Origin of the sequence: Zunongwangia sp. HGR-M22 (assembly GCF_027594425.1) — a bacterium.
In the GTDB taxonomy this organism is placed as follows: domain Bacteria; phylum Bacteroidota; class Bacteroidia; order Flavobacteriales; family Flavobacteriaceae; genus Zunongwangia.
In genome coordinates this window covers 331371-351690 of the sequence record NZ_CP115159.1, presented here as the reverse complement: position 1 = coordinate 351690, position 20320 = coordinate 331371, and the positions used below count along the sequence as shown (strand labels likewise).

General features: G+C 36.0%; 16 protein-coding genes and 1 tRNA gene. 13 read left to right on the top strand and 4 right to left on the bottom strand.

Translation table 11 applies throughout. The annotated features are described in order from the left end of the window. Positions 1-3: 3 nt before the first annotated feature. Complete coding sequence (locus PBT91_RS01540; protein ID WP_270060054.1) at positions 4-1281, top strand: hypothetical protein; 1278 nt, start codon at positions 4-6, stop codon at positions 1279-1281. Between the two features lie 75 nt (positions 1282-1356). Beyond that, positions 1357-1929 (top strand): YceI family protein, encoded by a 573-nt coding sequence (locus tag PBT91_RS01535; protein ID WP_270060053.1) that lies wholly within the window; start codon positions 1357-1359, stop codon positions 1927-1929. A 2-nt stretch (positions 1930-1931) separates the two neighbouring features. On the opposite strand, the gene PBT91_RS01530 is transcribed toward PBT91_RS01535, so the two are convergent. Both PBT91_RS01530 and PBT91_RS01525 read right to left on the bottom strand, forming a co-directional pair. Continuing rightward, positions 1932-3725: an SLC13 family permease gene (locus tag PBT91_RS01530; protein WP_270060052.1), complete on the bottom strand. Its 1794-nt coding sequence runs from the start codon at positions 3723-3725 to the stop codon at positions 1932-1934. A gap of 98 nt (positions 3726-3823) precedes the next feature. Beyond that, a tRNA-Gln gene (locus PBT91_RS01525) sits at positions 3824-3896 on the bottom strand. A gap of 234 nt (positions 3897-4130) precedes the next feature. On the opposite strand from PBT91_RS01525, the gene PBT91_RS01520 reads away from it, so the two are divergent. Together PBT91_RS01520 and PBT91_RS01515 are read left to right on the top strand one after the other, a co-directional pair. Then, entirely contained in the window at positions 4131-7448 is a 3318-nt protein-coding gene (locus PBT91_RS01520) for a glycosyltransferase family 117 protein (protein ID WP_270060051.1), read from the top strand. Between the two features lie 54 nt (positions 7449-7502). Continuing rightward, the gene (locus tag PBT91_RS01515) at positions 7503-8150 is read left to right on the top strand and encodes a polysaccharide deacetylase family protein (protein ID WP_270060050.1); all 648 of its coding nucleotides are present in this window, start codon (positions 7503-7505) and stop codon (positions 8148-8150) included. Here PBT91_RS01515 and PBT91_RS01510 read toward each other — a convergent pair. Then, entirely contained in the window at positions 8147-8443 is a 297-nt protein-coding gene (locus tag PBT91_RS01510; protein WP_270060049.1) for a thioredoxin family protein, read from the bottom strand. The two genes, PBT91_RS01515 and PBT91_RS01510, sit on opposite strands and share 4 nt — an antisense overlap. A 118-nt stretch (positions 8444-8561) precedes the next feature. Then, positions 8562-9776 carry a metallophosphoesterase gene (locus PBT91_RS01505; RefSeq protein WP_270060048.1) on the bottom strand — a complete coding sequence of 405 codons (1215 nt, stop codon included), beginning with the start codon at positions 9774-9776 and terminating at the stop codon, positions 8562-8564. 202 nt (positions 9777-9978) lie between these two features. Between PBT91_RS01505 and PBT91_RS01500 the strand changes: the two genes are divergently transcribed. The 9 genes from PBT91_RS01500 to PBT91_RS01460 all read left to right on the top strand — a co-directional run bounded on the left by PBT91_RS01500 (position 9979) and on the right by PBT91_RS01460 (position 20280). After that, entirely contained in the window at positions 9979-10953 is a 975-nt protein-coding gene (locus tag PBT91_RS01500; protein ID WP_270060047.1) for an isoaspartyl peptidase/L-asparaginase family protein, read from the top strand. A gap of 19 nt (positions 10954-10972) precedes the next feature. Continuing rightward, a complete protein-coding gene (locus tag PBT91_RS01495) occupies positions 10973-12289 on the top strand; it encodes a sugar MFS transporter (RefSeq protein ID WP_270060046.1) in 1317 nt (438 codons plus the stop codon). Between the two features lie 114 nt (positions 12290-12403). Further along, positions 12404-15229: a DNA polymerase I gene (gene polA, locus PBT91_RS01490; protein ID WP_270060045.1), complete on the top strand. Its 2826-nt coding sequence runs from the start codon at positions 12404-12406 to the stop codon at positions 15227-15229. Positions 15230-15380: 151 nt separating this feature from the next. Then, entirely contained in the window at positions 15381-16421 is a 1041-nt protein-coding gene (locus PBT91_RS01485) for an AI-2E family transporter (RefSeq protein ID WP_270060044.1), read from the top strand. Between the two features lie 267 nt (positions 16422-16688). Next, positions 16689-17144 (top strand): 50S ribosomal protein L13, encoded by a 456-nt coding sequence (rplM, locus tag PBT91_RS01480; RefSeq protein WP_270060043.1) that lies wholly within the window; start codon positions 16689-16691, stop codon positions 17142-17144. Further along, a complete protein-coding gene (rpsI, locus tag PBT91_RS01475) occupies positions 17144-17530 on the top strand; it encodes a 30S ribosomal protein S9 (RefSeq protein WP_270060042.1) in 387 nt (128 codons plus the stop codon). Before rplM ends, rpsI begins: the two co-directional genes overlap by 1 nt. Before the next feature lie 162 nt (positions 17531-17692). Next, positions 17693-18577 (top strand): 30S ribosomal protein S2, encoded by an 885-nt coding sequence (gene rpsB, locus PBT91_RS01470; protein ID WP_270060041.1) that lies wholly within the window; start codon positions 17693-17695, stop codon positions 18575-18577. 89 nt (positions 18578-18666) lie between these two features. Then, positions 18667-19494, top strand: a complete 828-nt coding sequence (gene tsf, locus PBT91_RS01465; protein ID WP_270060040.1) for a translation elongation factor Ts — start codon at positions 18667-18669, stop codon at positions 19492-19494. A gap of 63 nt (positions 19495-19557) precedes the next feature. Then, complete coding sequence (locus PBT91_RS01460) at positions 19558-20280, top strand: tRNA1(Val) (adenine(37)-N6)-methyltransferase (protein ID WP_270060039.1); 723 nt, start codon at positions 19558-19560, stop codon at positions 20278-20280. Positions 20281-20320: the final 40 nt, after the last annotated feature.

Genomic DNA, 20320 nt, shown 5'->3' with positions numbered 1-20320 from the left:
AATATGAAAACTATATTTAAAATCTCCGCTATTGCTTTCTCTTTATTCCTAGGAGTAAATATACAAGCTCAAGACAATCGAAATCTAGATAATTATCGCGAACCAGATAAAAATGGTGTCAATGTTTTTGAAGCACCAAAAGATACCACCACTACTTTTGATGGATTAAAAGTTAGAATCGGAGGAGCCTTTGCTTTACAGTTCCAGGCTTTAGATAATGAAAATGCAAATATAGACGGTTATCAAATACAAGGTATTGGCGAGAATTTTAACCTTCCTACCGCAAATTTCGATTTAGATGTAGCCTTGTATGATGGAGTTAGAATGCACCTTCGTACATACTTATCTTCAAGACACCACCACGAACCTTATGTAAAAGGAGGATATTTATTGGTAGACAAACTCAACTTTGTGCAAGAAGGATTTTTAGAGGATGTTATGAAATACACCACGATTAAAATTGGACATATGGAAAACAACTATGGTGATGCTCACTTTAGAAGATCAGATAATGCACAAGCTATCTACAATCCATTTGTAGGAAACTTAATTATGGATGCTTTTACTACTGAAGTAGGGGCTGAACTTTACTACCGCCGTAACGGATTTATAGGAATGGTTGGTTTTACAAACGGTAAATTAAACCAATCTGTTAGCGAAAATGAATACAGCAAAACAGGCGGAGCTTCTTTCTTAGCAAAATTAGGTTACGACAAACAATTAAATAACGATTTACGTGTTCGTCTTACTGGTTCTATGTATAACACTGGCTACATTCCAAACACATATCTATACAGCGCAGATAGAGCAGGAGCTAGATATTATAATGTAATGCAAGTATTAGGTAGTGAAAGTGATGATTTTAGAGCTTCAAGATACGACCCTAAGTTATCTAACGAAATCACTGCAATTATGATTAACCCATTTGTGAAATATAGAGGTCTTGAATTCTTCGGAACAATTGAAACTGCCACAGGAAAAGCCAGTGCTGAAGTTGATGACAGAACTGCTAACCAATATGCTGGTGAATTGATATACAGATTTGGACTTGATGAAAACATCTATGTTGGCGCTCGTTATAATGTAGTAGATGCAGAAGATCCTTCAGGACAAGATATAAATATCAACAGATTTCAAGCAGCTGCAGGTTGGTTTATGACTGATAATATTCTATTGAAAGCTGAATACGTAGTGCAAAACTACGATGACTTTAGCCAGACAAGTATTTTAAATGAAGGAAAATTTAATGGTGCAACAGTTGAAGCAGTGATTAGTTTTTAGATAAATTCAATTTAGAAAAAGGAGAACGAATTTATCGCTCTCCTTTTTCATTTTTTCATTAAAATCCCCTTAGCAATGAAAACTTTCTTATTTATACTATTTTTAGCATTTTTTGGAATTCAATTAACCAATGCTCAAGACCTAGAACATAAAACCCTAAAAATCAATAAAGAGTCCCATCTTAAAATTACAGGCGACACTAATATCAATACTTTTAGCTGCGAATTTGACCCTAAGGAACTACCAGAACATCTAAGAGTTTCTTTTCAAAGAAAACAAAATACCTTATTCTTCCAAAACACCAGTTTAAAACTAAATTCTAAAGCTTTTGACTGCGGAAGTCGACCAATCAACAAGGATTTTAAAGCTTTGATGAAAGCTGAAAAACACCCTAATATTATTCTAAATTTGATAAAGTTAGAATTCAAAGATTTATCTTCTTCATTAATTACTTTAGAAATAAATATTGCAGGCATAGCAAAAACTTTTGAAGTCCCGGTAAAAATAGATCAGGCTTCTTCAAATTACAAAGGAACAATTCTTCTAAATATCAATGATTTTAAACTAGAACCTCCTAAAAAAGTTTTCGGTTTAATTAAAGTCAAAGAAGAAATTGAAATTAAATTCGATTTGTATCTAGAGGGTTAATTTCAAAATTGATACAAAAGCGGAATCATTATCGTAGCTATTATCCAAAAGATAATATTAAGTAGTGTACCTACTTTTAAAAAATCTTTAAACTTATATTGTCCCGCACTATAGACCATTGTATTGGTTTGATAACCAACCGGCGTCATAAAGCTTGCTGAAGCGGCGAACATAATTGCCATTAAAAATGGCATAGGATCTACACCAAGATTTACTGCTGTAGCAATCGCAATTGGAGTCAATAAAGCTGCCGCTGCATTATTAGACATAATTTCTGTAAGCATTGAGGTTACTAAATATAAACCCGAAACAATAGCCACCGGTCCCCAACTGCCTAAACTGCTAATTAATCCATTAGCAATCATTTCATCAAGACCTGTTTTGCTCATAGCAGTTCCCATACTTAATGCACCAGCCAGGAGAAACACAATTTTCCAGTTAATTGCCTGATACATTTCTTTCATAGATATTGTTTTCAGTAGGACTAAAAGGGTAACACCCGTTATAGCGCCTACCATAATATCAAGAATATTAAAAGTAGCTAACAGAATTACACCTAATATCACGCTAATCACGGTATAAAACTTCTTCTTATCAAAATCGGTTATCATATCTTCTGAAAGAACAATAAAAGGTGCCTTTTGAGAACTTCCTTTTTTACGTAATTCCTTAACGTAATGGGTTTTAACCTCTGCAAGAACTACATCTCCGGCTTTTAATTTCACATCGTAAAGTTGATCGTGTTTTACCTCCTCGCGATGCCTAATAGCTAAAGGAACAGCCCTATACCTTCTTCTAAAATCCATAGATTTTAAGGTTTTACCTTCAATTTCAGAATTAGCTGTTAAAACAAGTTCTACTATGGTAGAATTTGTTCCAGTTAAATCATCATCGCCAATTCGAATGGAAGTACCAATAACTATCTTAGCTCGATCCTTTAAAGACTTAATCTTCTCGACATCGCATCGTATTTTCAGGATATCTCCTCTTTGCAAGATAAAGTCTCCTGCAGGAAGCGTAAACTTCTGGTCATTTCTTCGAATTTCGATGATATCCATCTCCAATTCTTTCACTAAACCGGAGTCCATTATTTTTTTTCCTACAGAACCAGAATCCTCTAAAAGTTCAATTTCGGTAAGGTAACCGCTCATCTGAAATTTTGCACGGAGATCTTTACTTACTTTTCTATTAGGTAATATTTTAACTCCAAAAACAATCATATATAAAATACCAACAACCAGGAAAATTAGTCCCAAAGGAGTCATATCGAACATTGAAATCGAAATACCCGCATCAGATTCAGAAATACTGTTTACCAAAATATTTGTGGAAGTTCCTATAAGCGTACAAGTTCCACCAAAAATTGAAGCAAACGAAAGCGGAATAAGCATTTTTGCGGGACTTTGGCCGGAAGAATGAGCAATCTGAATAATAACAGGAATAAATACAGCAACAACCGGTGTATTATTAATAAAAGCCGAAATGAAGGCTATAAGCACCATCATCAAAATTATGCCTACATTAAATTTATATCTAAAAATACCGGATAATCGATGTGCCATAACCTGAAGTGCACCAGTTTTTAACAAAGCAGCGCTTAAAACAAACATAAAAGCCACAGTAATAGTAGCGGTATTGCTAAACCCTCTTACCCCTTCCTGTGGAGTTAGAACACCACTTAAAATTAAAACCAGCATAACCGATAAGGCTACTAGGTCAATAGATAAAAGTTCGGTAGCAAAAAGTATAATTGCTCCAACTATAACACATATCGTTATAATTGCCTCGATCGACATAATTTCTAGGTTCCGGGTTAGGATTAGTATTTCAAATATATAGAATTCAAATCCTGATCAAAATAAAAAAGCCCTCAAAAATTTGAGGGCTTTTTCTGTTGGCCTACTAGGGCTCGAACCTAGACTCTTCTGGACCAAAACCAGACGTGTTGCCAGTTACACCATAGGCCATTGCTGTAATGCGGATGCAAATTTAAAACAAAGTTTCATTCCCACAAATATTTTTTAAAAAAAATACAACTTTTAATTGAAATCAGCATGAACGCACTATCCAATATTATACTAAATTTAAGAACTTCAGTACTTTTCTAAATTCAGCAAAAAATAAATACTTTAAATAAGCGTTGTACAGACGTTCCTAATTTTATTACTAAATTCGCCACACAAGATTCAACATTACGGAAAATGACAAAATTCAACTTTAAAAAGTGGAATATAATCACCGGTTGGGTGATTTTTGCTATCGCCCTTTTTACCTACAGCTCGACTCTAGAACCTACAGCCAGTTTTTGGGATGCAGGAGAATATATTGCAACTTCAGCTAATTTAGAAGTAGGCCACCCGCCGGGTGCGCCACTTTACCAAATGCTTGGGGCGTTTTTCTCTACTTTCGCTCCCGATAACGCACATATAGCGTTAATGGTAAACTTTATGTCTGGATTAGCCAGTGCGTTTGCGGTATTATTTATGTTCTGGTCAGTTTCTCTACTTATCCGTAAAATTTCAGGACCAGCGAACACGCTTAGTGTTTCTGGACAAATTGCCGTTCTTGGGAGTGCAGCCGTTGGCTCTTTAGCCTTCACTTTTACCGATAGTTTTTGGTTTAGTGCTGTAGAAGCTGAAGTTTACGCTGGTGCGGCATGTCTTATGTCCCTTATGTTTTATCTTGGATTACTTTGGGAACGGGATATGTTTGAATCTCGCGGAAACAAATGGCTAATTTTAATATCTTTAGTTACAGGACTAACATTCGGGATTCACTTTATGGGACTTTTAACGATCCCAGCGATTGGTTTTCTATATTTCTTTAAAAATTATCCAAAGGTAACCGTAAAGAATTTCATCATTGCCAATGTCGTAGTAGTAGCAGTATTACTATTCATATTTAAATTATTACTACCTTACACCTTAACATTCTTTTCAGCTTCCGAAGTTTTCTTTACAAACTCACTCGGGATGCCTTTTAATACGGGTACAATCGTAGCTTTCTTAGTCGTTATTGCTGCTTTTTACTTCGGAATTAATTGGAGTATAAGAAACAAGAAAACTGAAATAAACACACTATTACATTGTATTCTCTTTATCTTAATAGGATTCTCTTGTTGGATCATGCTACCTATTCGTTCTAACGCACCGACTGTTATTAATGAAAACAGCCCTGATAATGCGCGTGAACTACTTGCTTACTACAATAGAGAGCAATACGGAGAAACACATTTATTTTACGGCCCGCAATGGTCTGAAATGTATTCTGGTTTAGATGAAGACAATCCATACAGCGATAAAAAACCTAAATACGAGAAAAACGAAGAGCTTGGCAAGTATGTGATTACCAATAACTGGAAAAATACGAAGCAAAATCTGGATGATGATCATAAAACTTTCCTTCCAAGAATGTGGAGTACAGAGCATGCTTCAAATTATATGGATTTAACGGGAGCACTTAAATTTACCGTTAAACCAGAATACCAGGGTGAAGAACGTTTGATGCAAGCTATCTCTCAGTTTAAACAACGCTATTCTAGTGGAGAGTTAGATAACTCAGACTATCATAAATTTCTTCAACAATTTAGTGATTACATTGATGTTGGAAAACCTACACCCTCAGCTAATATTTCCTATTTACTAGAATACCAAATTGGTTATATGTACTGGAGGTATTTTATGTGGAATTTTGTTGGGAGACAAGATGATATTCAGGGAAAATATACTGATTTACATGGAAATTGGCTAAGTGGCATAACACCAATTGACGAATGGCACTTAGGGCCGCAGGATAATCTACCTGATGATGTTAAAGACAACCCGGCTAGAAATACCTATTATTTTCTACCATTTTTACTTGGTTTTATTGGTTTCTTTTTTCATTTAAACCGTGATAAAAAGAACTTCTGGGTATTACTTGTATTTTTCTTATTTACAGGTATAGCGCTTAAGATTTATCTGAATGAAAGACCATTTGAACCTCGAGAGAGAGATTACGCATTAGTAGGTTCGTTCTATGTATTTGCGATGTGGATAGGTTTTGGGGTTTATGCGATTTATGACAAACTGAAGCATTATCTATCACCAAAAATTGTGGCTCCGATTGTCATTTCTGCTTCGTTGATTGTACCCGTTATAATGGCAGCCCAAAACTGGGATGATCACGATCGTTCTGATAAATATTCGGCATTAGCGATGGCCAAAATGTATCTGGATTCTGTAGACGAAAACGGAATAATATTTACCATTGGTGATAACGACACCTTTGCGCTTTGGTATGCACAGCAGGTGGAGCGATACAGGATGGACGTTAGAGTTGTAAACACAAGTTTATTTGCGACCGATTGGTATATCGACCAGATGAAGCGAAAAGCTTTTGATAGCGACCCGATACCTTCGCAATTAGAACATGATTTCTATTCTGGGCAAAATGATATTGTGATCGGCAGAGAAATTACTCAGGATACGCTCAATATTAAACAATGGATGAATTACATTGAAAGCGACGATGCCAGAACCAAATTAGAATATTCTGAAAACGAAACTTTTAACACCTACCCTTCTAAACATGTTAGAATTCCGGTAAATAAACAAACTGTTATTGATAGCGGAATCGTAGATCCTAGCGAAGCCGACCAGGTTGTTGATCATATAGATATAGAAATAGGCTCCAACCTTATCTATAAAAACAGATTGCTAATGTTAGACATTATTGCTAACAACAATTGGGAACGTCCAATCTATTTTACAGGCGGAAGTTATGGCGATGACGATTATTTATGGATGAAAGACTACCTTCAACTAGAAGGAGTAGCTTACAAACTTGTACCGATTAAAACACCGGTTAATCCTAGAAACCCATTTGATATGGGAAGGGTAAATACCGATAAGATGTACAACTTGGTAAAAAACTGGGATTGGGGTAATATGGGAGATCCAAATATCTACCACGATCCAGAAACACGTAAAAACTCCATCACCTATAGAAGCAATCTTGCAAGACTAATAGAGAATCTTCTTAACGAAGGCGACCAGGAACGTGCAAAAGAAATTTTAGATTTAGGAATGGAAAATATGCCGGTAGATTATTACGGTTATTATACGCTTTTAGAACCGTTTATCAATGGCTACTATAAAGTTGGAGAAGACGAAAAAGCAAGAGATCTTTGGAATAAAGTTGCTGAAAAATATAAGCAAAATCTGGATTGGTACAGCACCTGGGATTTCCAGAGACAGCGAAGATATGCTGAAGATATTTTTACAGACGTAGAACGTTACCGCGGTCTGGTTGACATTTTGGTTAGAAATCAGGATGAAAAAATAATGAAAGAGAAAGCTGAAGAATTCAATAATTACCTAAAGAAATTCCAGCATTTCTATGCTGAGGATGAAGGTATCGAACCTGAAGCATCTCCGGCAAATCAATTACGCCAGCAAGAATTAGAGCAAGAATTAGAGCAGGAACTTAACCAGGGACAAGCAGCACAAGATTCCCTGCGGATTGATGCTGTCGAATAAACAAATAAAAAGGTCTTAAAATATCTAAATTCGATATTTTGAGACCTTCTTTTTATGAATCGTTTTATACTTAAATATCCCTGGATTCTAAAAAAGCTTTATCCAAAAAGACTTTCCAGAATTCCTTCGGAAAAAACACTATACCTAAGTTTCGATGACGGCCCTATTCCTGAAGTTACTCCGTGGGTACTAGAACAACTTGAAAAGTATGCCGCAAAGGCTACTTTTTTCTGTATAGGAGACAATGTTAGAAAACATCCTGAAGTTTTTCGCCAAATTGAAGCTAAGGGACATACCATAGGAAATCATACATTTAACCATTTGGATGGCTGGAAAACATCCACTTCAGATTATTTGGAGAATTTCAAAAAAGCAGAACAAATTATACAATCTCAGCTTCACAATTTATTTCCTTCCGAAGAAAAATTGTTTCGACCTCCCTACGGAAAGATTAAAAATAAACAAGCTTCTGAAATTACGAAACTTGGTTACAAAATTGTAATGTGGGATGTGATCACGGGAGATTTTGATGCCAAATATGATGAAGAAAAATGCCTTAAAAATGCAAAAAAACTAATACGTCCAGGCAGCATAGTTGTATTTCACGACAGTTTAAAAGCTGAAAAAAACCTGAAATACGTACTACCAAGACTATTGGAAGAATACACTAAAAAAGGCTGGAAATTTAAAGCGATCTATTAAGAATATTCTTCTAAGCGTGAAAGAATAGCCTCTGCCTTTTGTTCTCCACTTTTTCGCCACATCATTTCTCCATTTTTATAAATCATAAGTGTTGGCAGACCTTTTACACGAAGTGCCTCTGCCAATTGTGTATTTTTATCTACATCGATCTTAATCACTTTTGCTTTATCCCCAACAGCGGAAGCAACATCCCTCAAAATAGGATGCATATTTACAGAAGCTTCATTCCATTCCGTATAAAAATCGATAAGTACAGGTATATTAGACCCTACTAGTTCTCCAAATTTTGACATAAAATTGCGCTTTACTCGATAAACCGAGATATTATTTTTTTCAACATTCACCTTATTTCAAGGTGATTTCTTTAAACACTACTCCCAGACGCTAACCAAATATAATAATTAATCCTTATTATGAAGGCGCCTCTCCTTTTCGTAATTCTATTACACTAATCTCTGGCCATATCCCTACTCTACCGGGAAAAGCCAAATAACCAAATCCACGATTCACATTAATATACCGCTGATTCTCTTGGTATATCCCCGCCCAGTTTTTATAACGATATTTCGCCGGGCTCCACTTTATAAAACCGGGAATCTCTATTCCAAATTGCATACCATGGGTATGACCACTTAGCGTTAAGTGATAAAATTTATTATGATTCTTCACTTTTTCCTGCCAGTGCGAAGGATCATGACTAAGCAATATTTTGAAATCTTTATCAGCAACATTTTTACCCGCAAGATCTAAATCTCCGGCTTTTTTAAAATGTCCACCTCCCCAATTTTCCACACCTACAACGGCGATTTTCTCCCCGTTTTTTTCTAAATATCGATGTTCGTTAAGTAGCAGATCCCAACCCATTTCAGCATGCGTAGCTTTTAATTTTTCAAGATTTTGCGCTTTTGCATCCGCACTACTCCAATCTACATAATCGCCATAATCATGATTTCCTAATATGGAGTAAACGCCATCTTTCGCTTTTATTGTGCTGAAAAGTGATTTCCAATCATTCATTTCAGTAGCCATATTATTTACTAAATCTCCCGTAAAGAAGACCACATCGGTTTTTTGTTTATTAAGTAAATCTATTCCATAGGAAACCTTTTCATGATTATCAAAACTACCGCTATGTACATCACTAATCTGGGCTATTCGGTAACCGTCGAAAGCATCGGGAAGATCTTCAAAATGCAATGTGTAGTTTAATACTCTGAAATCGTATTTCCCTTTAAACATTCCATACAAAACAGAAACAAAAGGAATCGCAGCTAGACCAAGCGCGAGCTGACTCACAAATTTTCGCCTGCCGGGCGCGCTGTAACCACTTCCAGAAAATGCTTTAAAAACTCCAATAAAAAATCTAATAATATCCTCTCCAAAAAGAAAAAGTACGATAACAATTTTAGCCAATAAAAAAGCAAGAACGATCCCAAAAGCAAATCCAATTGCACTAAAAAAACCACCGCCTGCACTTTTCCATTGATAGATAAAATTACCAATCACAGCGACACTAACAAGGATATATATTATAGTAACCCACCAAGAACGGTTCAAACTTCTTAAAGCTTGGTAAGCATAAATATCAATAAGCAAATAGAAAGCAATAAATAGCAACCACCGCATAATTCTAGGAGATTTTCAACGAAGGTACTTTTAATCAATTCTTTATTATCCTTCTTTAAAATTAATTTAACGTAATAAGCCTTGTAAACACTAGCCTTAAAATCAAAATTCCTTAAAATTAACAGCGCTAACATTGTAAATTTACCCCGTAAAGTCTACCTTTCCAGCCTAATTCTCAGCTAAAACCTTATAGCTACGCACTATGAAACGTAGAAATTTTATAAAAAAGGCAGGAATCACGGGAGCTGCGATAAGTGCCACCCCTTCTATTTTCGCCCAGAATATTTCTGAAATCAAAACATCAAGAGAAGCATCTCTTCCCATTGCTATTGCAACATGGAATTTCCATGAAGCAACAAAAAAAGCCGGAGAACTTTTAAACAAAGGAACATCTGCACTTGACGCTGTAGAACAAGGCGTAATGGTTGAAGAAGCTAACTTAAAGAATACAACCGTAGGCAATGGAGGTGCTCCAGACCGTGACGGAAATGTAACTTTAGACGCCTGCATCATGGATCCAGAAGGAAATGCTGGATCTGTGGTTTATCTTAAAAATATTGAACACCCTGTCTCTGTAGCAAGAAAGGTTATGGAACAAACTCCGCATGTTATGCTAGCAGGAGAAGGTGCTCTACAGTTTGCTATCCAAAACGGATTTAAAAAGAAAAACTTACTAACTAAAAATTCTGAAAAAGCCTGGAAAGAATGGCTTAAGGAAAAAGAGTATAAACCAATCATCAACATCGAGAATCACGATACCATAGGCATGCTATGCATGGATAAAGATGGTGATATCGCAGGTGCATGCACCACTTCTGGCTTAGCTTATAAAATGAATGGCCGTGTTGGAGATTCCCCAATTATAGGCTCTGGTTTATTTGTAGATAACGAAGTTGGCGGCGCAGCTGCTACCGGTATGGGAGAAGCTATCATGAAAAGCGTAGGTAGCTTTTTAGTGGTAGAGTTAATGAGAAACGGTAGATCTCCACAACAAGCATGTAAGGAAGCTGTAGAGCGAATTGTAAAAAAGAATGCCAATCATAAAGATTTCCAGGCTTGCTTTATTGCTATAAACAAAAATGGAGAGGTTGGCGGATATGCCATTCACGACGGTTTTTCTTACGCCAAGTATCAGGACAATAAAAATGAAAATGTAAAATGTAAAAGCTTTCTTTAAAGGAAAGTCTTAATTAACTATGAGTAACAATACAAACAAGTCGCATCGTACCGCATTTATTTTCTTAACTATTTTATTTTTCCTTTGGGGATTTATTACAGTATTAGTAGACTCCTTAATTCCTAGATTAAAAGAAGTATTTACTTTAAGCTACTTTCAGGCAGGCATGGTGCAGTTTGCTTTTTTTGGAGCCTTCTTTTTGCTTTCTATCCCTGCAGGTTATATTCTATCCAAAATTGGTTATAAAAAGGGAATAATCTTAGGTCTAAGCACTATGGCCGCTGGTTGTTTGTTGTTTTGGCCGGCAGCGTCGTTTAGAGTTTTCTGGGTCTTTATGGTAGGTTACTTTGTTTTGGCAGGAGGAATTACGATTCTTCAAGTAGCAGCTAATCCATACGTAACTATTTTGGGTCCCGAAAAATCAGCGTCAAGTAGATTGAATCTTTCCCAGGCATTTAATGCCTTAGGAACTGCAATAGCTCCTGCAATTGGCGCATTATTTATTCTGAAAGATAAAGTAATGACCACTGCCGAAATTGAAGCATTATCTGCTACTCAGCAAAAAGCTTATTATATTTCTGAAGCGGGTGCTGTACAAAAACCATTTGTTGGCATTGCTATTTTTATAGCAGTAATCGCTTTAGTTTTTGCGTTTGTCAATCTACCCAAAGTAGGAGATAAAGCAGCTTCTAATGATTACAGAAATGTTCTAAAAAATAGAAATCTGGTGATGGGAGCTTTCGGGATATTTTTCTACGTAGGTGCCGAGGTAGCTCTGGGAAGCTATATGGTAAATTACTTTTTAAATCTGGAGTTATCTGAAATTATAAAATCCACTCCTTTTTTACGTAATATCGCTCAATGGATATTAGATTCTGGTCTAGAAGAGGCCAGCAATATGGCCGTAGTTGGTGTATTCGTCACATTCTACTGGACAGCCGCTATGATTGGCCGATTTATAGGGTCGTATCTAACCAAGAAATTTAATCCAGCATTAGTTTTATGTGCATTCGCACTTTGTGCTTTTTTAATGATTAATATTTCTAACCTTTCTGTTGGTATAGTTGCCATGGTTACGATAATATCTGTAGGATTATTTAATTCTATCATGTTCCCAACAATATTTAGTTTAGCACTAGATGGCCTGGGAGACGATAAACCACAAGGATCGGGTGTTTTATGTACCATGATCGTTGGTGGCGCAGTATTACCGCCTTCTTTCGGGTTTTTGACTGATAGATTTGGATTTGGTATCGCTTTCTTTTTAGTAATGATTGCGTATGCTTATATCTTCTTTTATGGTTTTATAAACCGCAAAAGACAAGTAGAAGTTTAAGACAAATAAGATCAACAACATATATAAAAACCGTTCATAAAAATGAACGGTTTTCTTTTTGTATAATATTATCTTCGTAGTTTTGGGAAGATACAGATAAATTTTTCAGTAAATATGGCTGCTCAAAAAAGACTTTTCTTAGTAGATGCATACGCATTAATCTTCCGCGGATACTATGCTTTTATAAAAAACCCCAGGATAAATTCTAAAGGATTCGACACTTCAGCAATAATGGGATTTATGAATTCTCTTTTTGATGTTATAAGAAGAGAAAAACCAGACCACCTGGCGGTGTGCTTCGACAAAGAAGGAAGCGAACTAAGAACCGAACTTTTTTCAGATTATAAAGCCAATAGAGATGCTACACCAGAGCCGATTCAAGAAGCTATTCCCATAATTCAGGATATTCTGAAAGCCATGCATATCCCCGTTGTAGAACTTCCCGGATGCGAAGCCGATGATATTATAGGTACTTTGGCAAAACAAGCCGAAAAAGAGGATTACCAGGTTTTTATGGTTACTCCCGATAAGGATTTTGCACAGTTAGTTTCAGAAAATATTTTCATGTATCGCCCGGCTAGAATGGGCAACGGTATCGAAATTTGGGGAATTCCAGAAGTTCAGAAAAAATTTGAAGTCGAGCGACCAGAACAGGTAATCGACTTTTTAGGAATGATGGGCGATGCTGTAGATAACATTCCTGGTCTTCCTGGTGTTGGTGAGAAAACCGCTAAAAAATTCCTGAAACAGTTTGGTTCTATGGAAGAACTTTTAGCGAATACCGATAAGCTAAAAGGCAAGATGAAAGAGAAAGTTGAAGCGAATGCTGAACAAGGAATTTTATCAAAGAAACTTGCCCGAATAATTATAGATTGTGATGTGAAATTTCATGCTGAAGACTACGAACTTTCAATGCCAGATTCAGAAAAAGTACAGTCAATTTTTGACGAACTGGAATTTAGAAGACTTAAAGATCAGTTTATAAAATTATTTAGCGGAGAAACCGAAAGCAACCAAACTCAGGTTACTAATTCTCCATCAGCCAAGAAAAATGCTAAAGTCGCAGGTGCGGGACAATTTTCTTTATTCGGAGGCGATAATTCAGAAAAAATAGAGGATAGCAATAGCAGAAAAACGCTAAAGGATACAGCGCACGTTTACCAAAAAGTAGACACCGGTTTGGCAATCCGATTGTTTCTTCAGAAATTAATGAAGCAAAAATCGGTTTGTTTTGATACTGAAACTACCAGTCTTAATCCGCTTGAAGCACAGCTAGTAGGAATTGCGTTTTCTTGGGAAGCCGGGAAAGGATATTATCTTCCGTTTGAAGAAGACACCGAAAAAGCACAACAACTTATTGAACTTTTACGCCCGTTCTTTGAAGATCCTGAAATTGAAAAAATAGGCCAAAACCTAAAATATGATATCAAAGTTCTAGATAAATATGGCATAAAGATTAAAGGAAAGACTTTCGACACCATGATCGCCCACTACCTAATTAATCCTGATATGCGCCATAATATGGATATTTTAGCCGAAACCTATCTAAATTATACTCCGCAACCTATTTCAGAATTGATTGGAAAAAAAGGCAAAAATCAAAAAAGCATGCGTGATGTTCCTTTAGCTGAACAAACGGAATATGCTTCTGAAGATGCCGATATCACCTTTCAGCTTAAAGAATTTTTTGAAAAAGAATTAGCTGAAGCGAATACTCGCAAATTATTTGACGAGATTGAAATGCCGCTAGTCGAGGTGCTTTCTGATATGGAAATTGAAGGAATAAACCTAGATTTAGATTTTCTGAACTCACTTTCTGAAGCTTTAGATCATGATATTAAAGAATTAGAGACTAAAATTTATGAAGAAGCAGGGGAAGAATTCAAAATAAGTTCTCCCAAGCAATTAGGGATTATCCTTTTTGAAAAATTAGCTTTAGTTAAGAAACCGAAGAAAACAAAAACCGGGCAATATTCTACCAGCGAAGATGTTCTTTCTTATTTAGCCGCAGAACACGATATTGTTCAATATGTTTTAGATTACCGCGGACTCGTAAAACTACAAAACACTTACGTTGATGCTTTACCTGGGCAGGTTGAAAAAACCGGCAGAGTGCATACCGATTACGTCCAAACTATCGCAGCTACCGGAAGACTAAGCTCCAATAATCCTAATTTGCAAAATATCCCAATTCGTACCGAACGCGGTAGACAGGTTAGAAAAGCTTTTGTTCCCAGAAACGAAGATTATATATTATTAGCTGCCGATTATTCTCAAATTGAACTACGCATTATCGCTGCACTTAGCGAAGAAGAAACCATGATCAAAGCATTTAAAGATGGCGAAGACATTCATGCTTCAACTGCATCGCAGGTTTTTAATGTTCCCTTAGATGAAGTTACACGAGAACAACGTAGTAACGCAAAAACCGTAAATTTTGGGATTATATATGGTGTTTCTGCTTTTGGTTTAAGCAATCAAACAAGTTTAAGCAGAGCCGAATCTAAAGACCTAATAGACACTTACTACAAAACCTACCCAAAACTTAGCAATTACATTGGAGATCAGGTAGCTTTTGCCAGGGAAAATGGATATGTTTCTACAATATTAGGCAGAAGAAGATATTTAAAGGATATCAACTCTCAAAATGCAGTAGTTAGAGGCGCTGCTGAACGTAATGCTGTGAACGCTCCTATCCAGGGAAGTGCTGCTGATATTATCAAAATAGCAATGATCAATATTCACAAAAAACTAAAAGAAGAAAAATTTGAAACAAAAATGCTTCTTCAAGTACATGATGAATTGGTTTTTGATGTCTATAAACCTGAATTGGAAAAAATAAAAACGCTTATTAAATCTGAAATGGAAAATGCCTATCAACTTGAAGTTCCTTTAGATGTTGATTTAGGAGTGGGGCAAGATTGGCTAGAAGCGCATTAAACAGCATTTAGAATTTATACAAGCATAGGTGTCTGGAACAAAACTTAAAGTTATTATCCGGCTATTGATGTCTTAAAATTAAGCATTCGTTAAGATAGTTGAGCCAAAACTTTGATAACTTGGAAGAAATTTCAATTCCAGACCAAAAAAAATGCCAGCCAACAAACCATCAGAACCACACTATTCTTTCGTTAAGAAAGTTTGGATTGTTGGTCTAATATTTTCTTTAATTGCTATTATCCTTCTTCTTTTAGAAGCAACATTCGACATCCTTATCTTAATACTTGCAGGAAGTCTTATCGCTTGCTTTTTCAGAGGTTTGGGAGACTTAATACATAAAAAAACTTCCTGGAGTTCTAAAATTTCGCTTTTAACAGCAGTTATTGGCGTGATTCTAATTGTCGCTGGCTTATCTTGGCTTATTGGAGCCACCGTTTCTTCTGAAATTGCAAAAATGGAAGAAACTTTCCCAAAGCTATTAGAAAATGCCCAAAATTCACTCAACGGAAGTAGGTTGGGACGCGAAGCTTCTCAGCAACTGGAACAAATTCAATCTTCAGAAAAAGTACCTGAATTTCTTTCCAGGTTTTTTATGACCACTTTTGGAGGGATTGGTGATATCTATATCATAATATTAATAGGTATCTTTTTTACGGTTTCTCCATACATTTATAAAGAAGGAGTAATTAAATTAATCCCTCCTTCACAAAGGGAAAGAGCAAATGACATCCTAGAACGGCTGGTAAACGGACTAACAAAATGGCTAGCTGGCAAATTTATTGCCATGTTTGCGGTATTTGTATTAACAGCAATTGGTCTGGCCATTTTGGGGATGCCTATGTGGCTAACTTTAGCGATTATAGCCGGAGTTCTAAATTTCATACCTAATTTTGGTCCTCTAGCAGCCATGATTCCTGCAGTGCTAGTTGCACTTACTGAAGACCCTACTACAGCACTTATCGTCGTGATTATGTATTCAGCAATACAATTGTTTGAAAGTAGCTTTATCACTCCAAGAGCTCAACAAAGACTTATTAAAATACCACCAGCTCTAATAATTATTTCTCAAATTTTTGTTGGAGCATTAACAGGTATATGGGGAGTTATATTTGCTACACCGCTTATGCTTATTATTATTATACTCGTTCAGGAACTATATGTTAAGCCAATGGAAAGATATGGTGAGAATTAGATTGCGAAAAATTTCAAAGTTTTTAGCTTTAACATCAAAAATCTATTTTTGAATAATCATTGTATCCTCCTTTTCAGAAGAGAGAGACAAGCACATTAGAGCTTAAAACGTATATCTTTGACTATCAAATCGCTTCCAATAAATTTTAGATAAAAATGATGTTTGCTATATAAATTTATAATTGTACATTTGCACCCCTGAATTTCCCCTTGCTACAACTTTGGGGTTCAGGAATGGAATGTTTAATAACAAGTAAATTTAATTAGTGTGGACACATTAAGCTACAAAACAGTATCAGCCAATAAGGCGACAGTAACCAAAGAATGGGTACTTGTAGATGCTGAAGGACAGACTTTAGGCCGCCTATCATCTAAGGTTGCAAAAATCATTAGAGGTAAGCACAAGGCAGACTTCACCCCACACGTTGATTGCGGAGACAATGTAATTGTTATCAACGCAGAGAAAATCAACTTAACTGGAAAAAAGTGGGATGCTAAAGAATACATCCGTCACACAGGTTATCCAGGTGGACAGAGAAGTCTAACTGCTTCAGAATTATTTACAAAAGCGCCAGAGCGTCTTATTGAAAAAGCAGTAAAAGGAATGCTTCCTAAGAACAAACTAGGATCAGCTCTTTTCCGTAATTTAAAGGTTTATTCTGGAACTCAGCACGATCATGAGGCTCAAAAACCGAAAACTATTAACTTAAACGATCTTAAGTAATGGAAGTTATTCACAAAATTGGCCGTAGAAAAACGGCTGTTGCACGTGTATATGTTTCTGAAGGAAATGGAAACATCACTGTAAACAAAAAAGATCTTAACGATTACTTCACCACAAGTACGTTACAATACAAAGTAAACCAACCTTTCAATCTTACTGAAACTGCTGGTACTTTTGATGTAAAAGTAAATGTATATGGTGGAGGAATCACCGGACAGGCTGAGGCTATCCGTCTTGCTTTATCTAGAGCAATGGTAGAGCTTAACGAAGAAAACAAAGGAGCACTTAAACCAGAAGGATTACTTACAAGAGATCCAAGAATGGTAGAGCGTAAGAAATTCGGTCAGAAGAAAGCTCGTAAGCAATTCCAGTTCTCTAAACGTTAATATTTACCGGGTTGTTACCCAAACAGTTTATTTAAATTAAAAATTTTGTTGTTATTCCAATTATGATTGGAAGTTAGTTTAGCATCTAAACAATCAGGGCCATACTTTAATAAGTAGCCACCTGAATGTTGCTATCTCAACAGAACGTAAACTATTACAAAAATGGCAAACAAAGTAGAAGTTAAAGAATTACTTGATGCAGGTGTACATTTTGGACACCTTACAAGAAGATGGAATCCAAATATGGCTCCTTACATCTATATGGAGCGTAACGGAATTCACATCATCAACTTATATAAAAGTGCTGCTAAAATGGAAGAGGCTGGTGAAGCCCTTAAGAAAATAGCAGCCAGCGGCAGAAAAATACTTTTTGTTGCTACCAAAAAACAAGCAAAAGAAATCGTAGCAGAGCAAGCTGAAAAAGCAAACATGCCTTACATCACTGAAAGATGGCCTGGTGGTATGCTTACCAACTTTGTTACTATCCGTAAAGCTATTAAGAAAATGGCTTCTATCGATAGAATGAAGAAAGACGGTACATTCAACACTCTTTCTAAAAAAGAACGTCTTCAGGTAGATCGTTTAAGAGCTAAGTTAGAGAAAAACTTAGGTTCTATTGCAGATATGACCAGACTTCCAGGTGCATTATTTGTGGTAGACATTACTCGTGAACACATTGCTATTAAAGAAGCTCAAAAATTAAACATTCCAATTTTTGCTATGGTAGACACGAATTCAGATCCTCGTGAGGTGGATTATTTGATTCCTGCCAACGATGATGCTTCAAAATCTATCAACAAAGTAGTTTCTTACGTTTCAGATGCTATCGTAGAAGGTTTATCTGATAGAAAATCAGGTAAAGATTCTAAGAAAGCTGATAAAGAAAGTAAAAGCGAAAAAGCGGCTCCTAAAATGCCAAAAGCTGAAGGAGAAGTGCCATCTAAAGATGCATCAGATCAAAAAGCCATGAGTGAGGCTAAGAATGATGTTAAATTAGAATCTAAGCAAGAAACTTTAAAGAAAGCATCTTCTAACGAAGAAGAATAAAATAACATTTTGGTAAATTCTATGAGTCGTTTAGTTTTTTTCTTTGCAGAATGAACTAAGCGACTTATTCATTAAAAACTAAAACAACTATGGCAAAGATAACCGCCGCTGAAGTAAATAAATTAAGAAAAGCTACAGGAGCAGGAATGATGGACTGTAAAAAAGCTCTTGTGGAAGTTGATGGTGATTTTGATAAGGCTATTGAAGTTCTTCGTAAAAAAGGACAAAAAGTAGCTGCTAAGAGAGCCGATAGAGATTCTGCTGAAGGTGCTGCAATTGCAAAAGTAAATGCAGACAATTCTAAAGGAGCTGTTATCTCTCTTAACTGTGAAACAGATTTCGTTGCTAAAAACGATGACTTCGTAAAATTAGCAAATGATTTCGCAGATCTTGCATTAACTGTTTCTACTAAAGAAGAACTTTTAGCTGCAGATTACAACGGAATTTCAGTTCAAGATAAATTAACTGAACAAACCGGTGTAATTGGAGAGAAAATCGAAATTGGTGCTTTTAAAACTTTAGAAGCTCCATTTGTAGGTTCTTACATTCACGCTGGTAACAAAATTGCTGTTTTAACAGGTCTTTCTAAAAATGTAGAAGGTGCTGAGGATGCTGCTAAAGATGTTTCTATGCAGGCGGCTGCAATGAATCCAGTTGCTCTTAATGAGGAAGGTATCGACCAGACTATAATTGATAAAGAAGTAGAAATTGCTAAAGATCAATTAAGAGCTGAAGGTAAACCAGAAGAAATGTTAGATAACATTGCTAAAGGAAAAATAAAGCGTTACTTTAAAGATAACACTTTAGTAAACCAGGCTTTTATTAAAGACAACAAACAATCTGTTGCACAATATGTAAAATCTGTAGATTCAGATCTTACTGTAGTTGCTTTTGAAAGAGTTGCTTTAGGAGAGTAATTTCTTTTTAAAATATTTTATCAAAAACCGCTTCAATTGAAGCGGTTTTTTTATTTTCAAACCATGTCCAAAAAATCATTCCAATTTAAAGAATTTGAAGTTCATCAGGATAGATGCGCAATGAAAATCGGCACCGATGGCGTACTTCTTGGCGCCTGGGTAGAACTTCCTGAAAATCTAAACAGCATACTAGATGTTGGTACAGGCACAGGCATTATCGCACTTATGCTTGCCCAACGCTCTCCCGCCCAACTTATAGACGCATTAGAAATCGACGAAAATGCATACGAGCAAGCTGTGGGAAATTTTGAAGCCAGCGATTGGGGCGATCGTCTTTTTTGCTACCACGCAGAATTTGGAGAATTTGTCGAAGAAATGCAGGATGAGGAAAAATACGATCTTATTATATCCAACCCTCCATTCTACAACGCAGACTATAAAACCACATCTAAAGAACGCGATATGTCACGTTTTCAGGATGCCCTACCTTTTGAGCTTCTACTTGAAGGCTCGACCTATCTACTTTCCGAAAATGGCACTCTAGCAGTTATTATTCCGAAGAATCAAGAAGAAAGTTTCCTAACTACAGCAGAAAACTTTCAATTATTCCCTAAAAAAATCACTTATGTAAAAGGCAACCAAGATTCAGAAATTAAAAGATGTCTGGTATTACTTGGTTTTGATAATACAAAAACTGAAAAAGACGAATTGACCATCGAAATAGACAGACATCAATACACTGAAGCTTATAAGAACTTAGTTAAAGATTTTTACCTTGCCATGTAGGTATTCATCTAAGATAATACCTTTGAATCATCCATAAAAT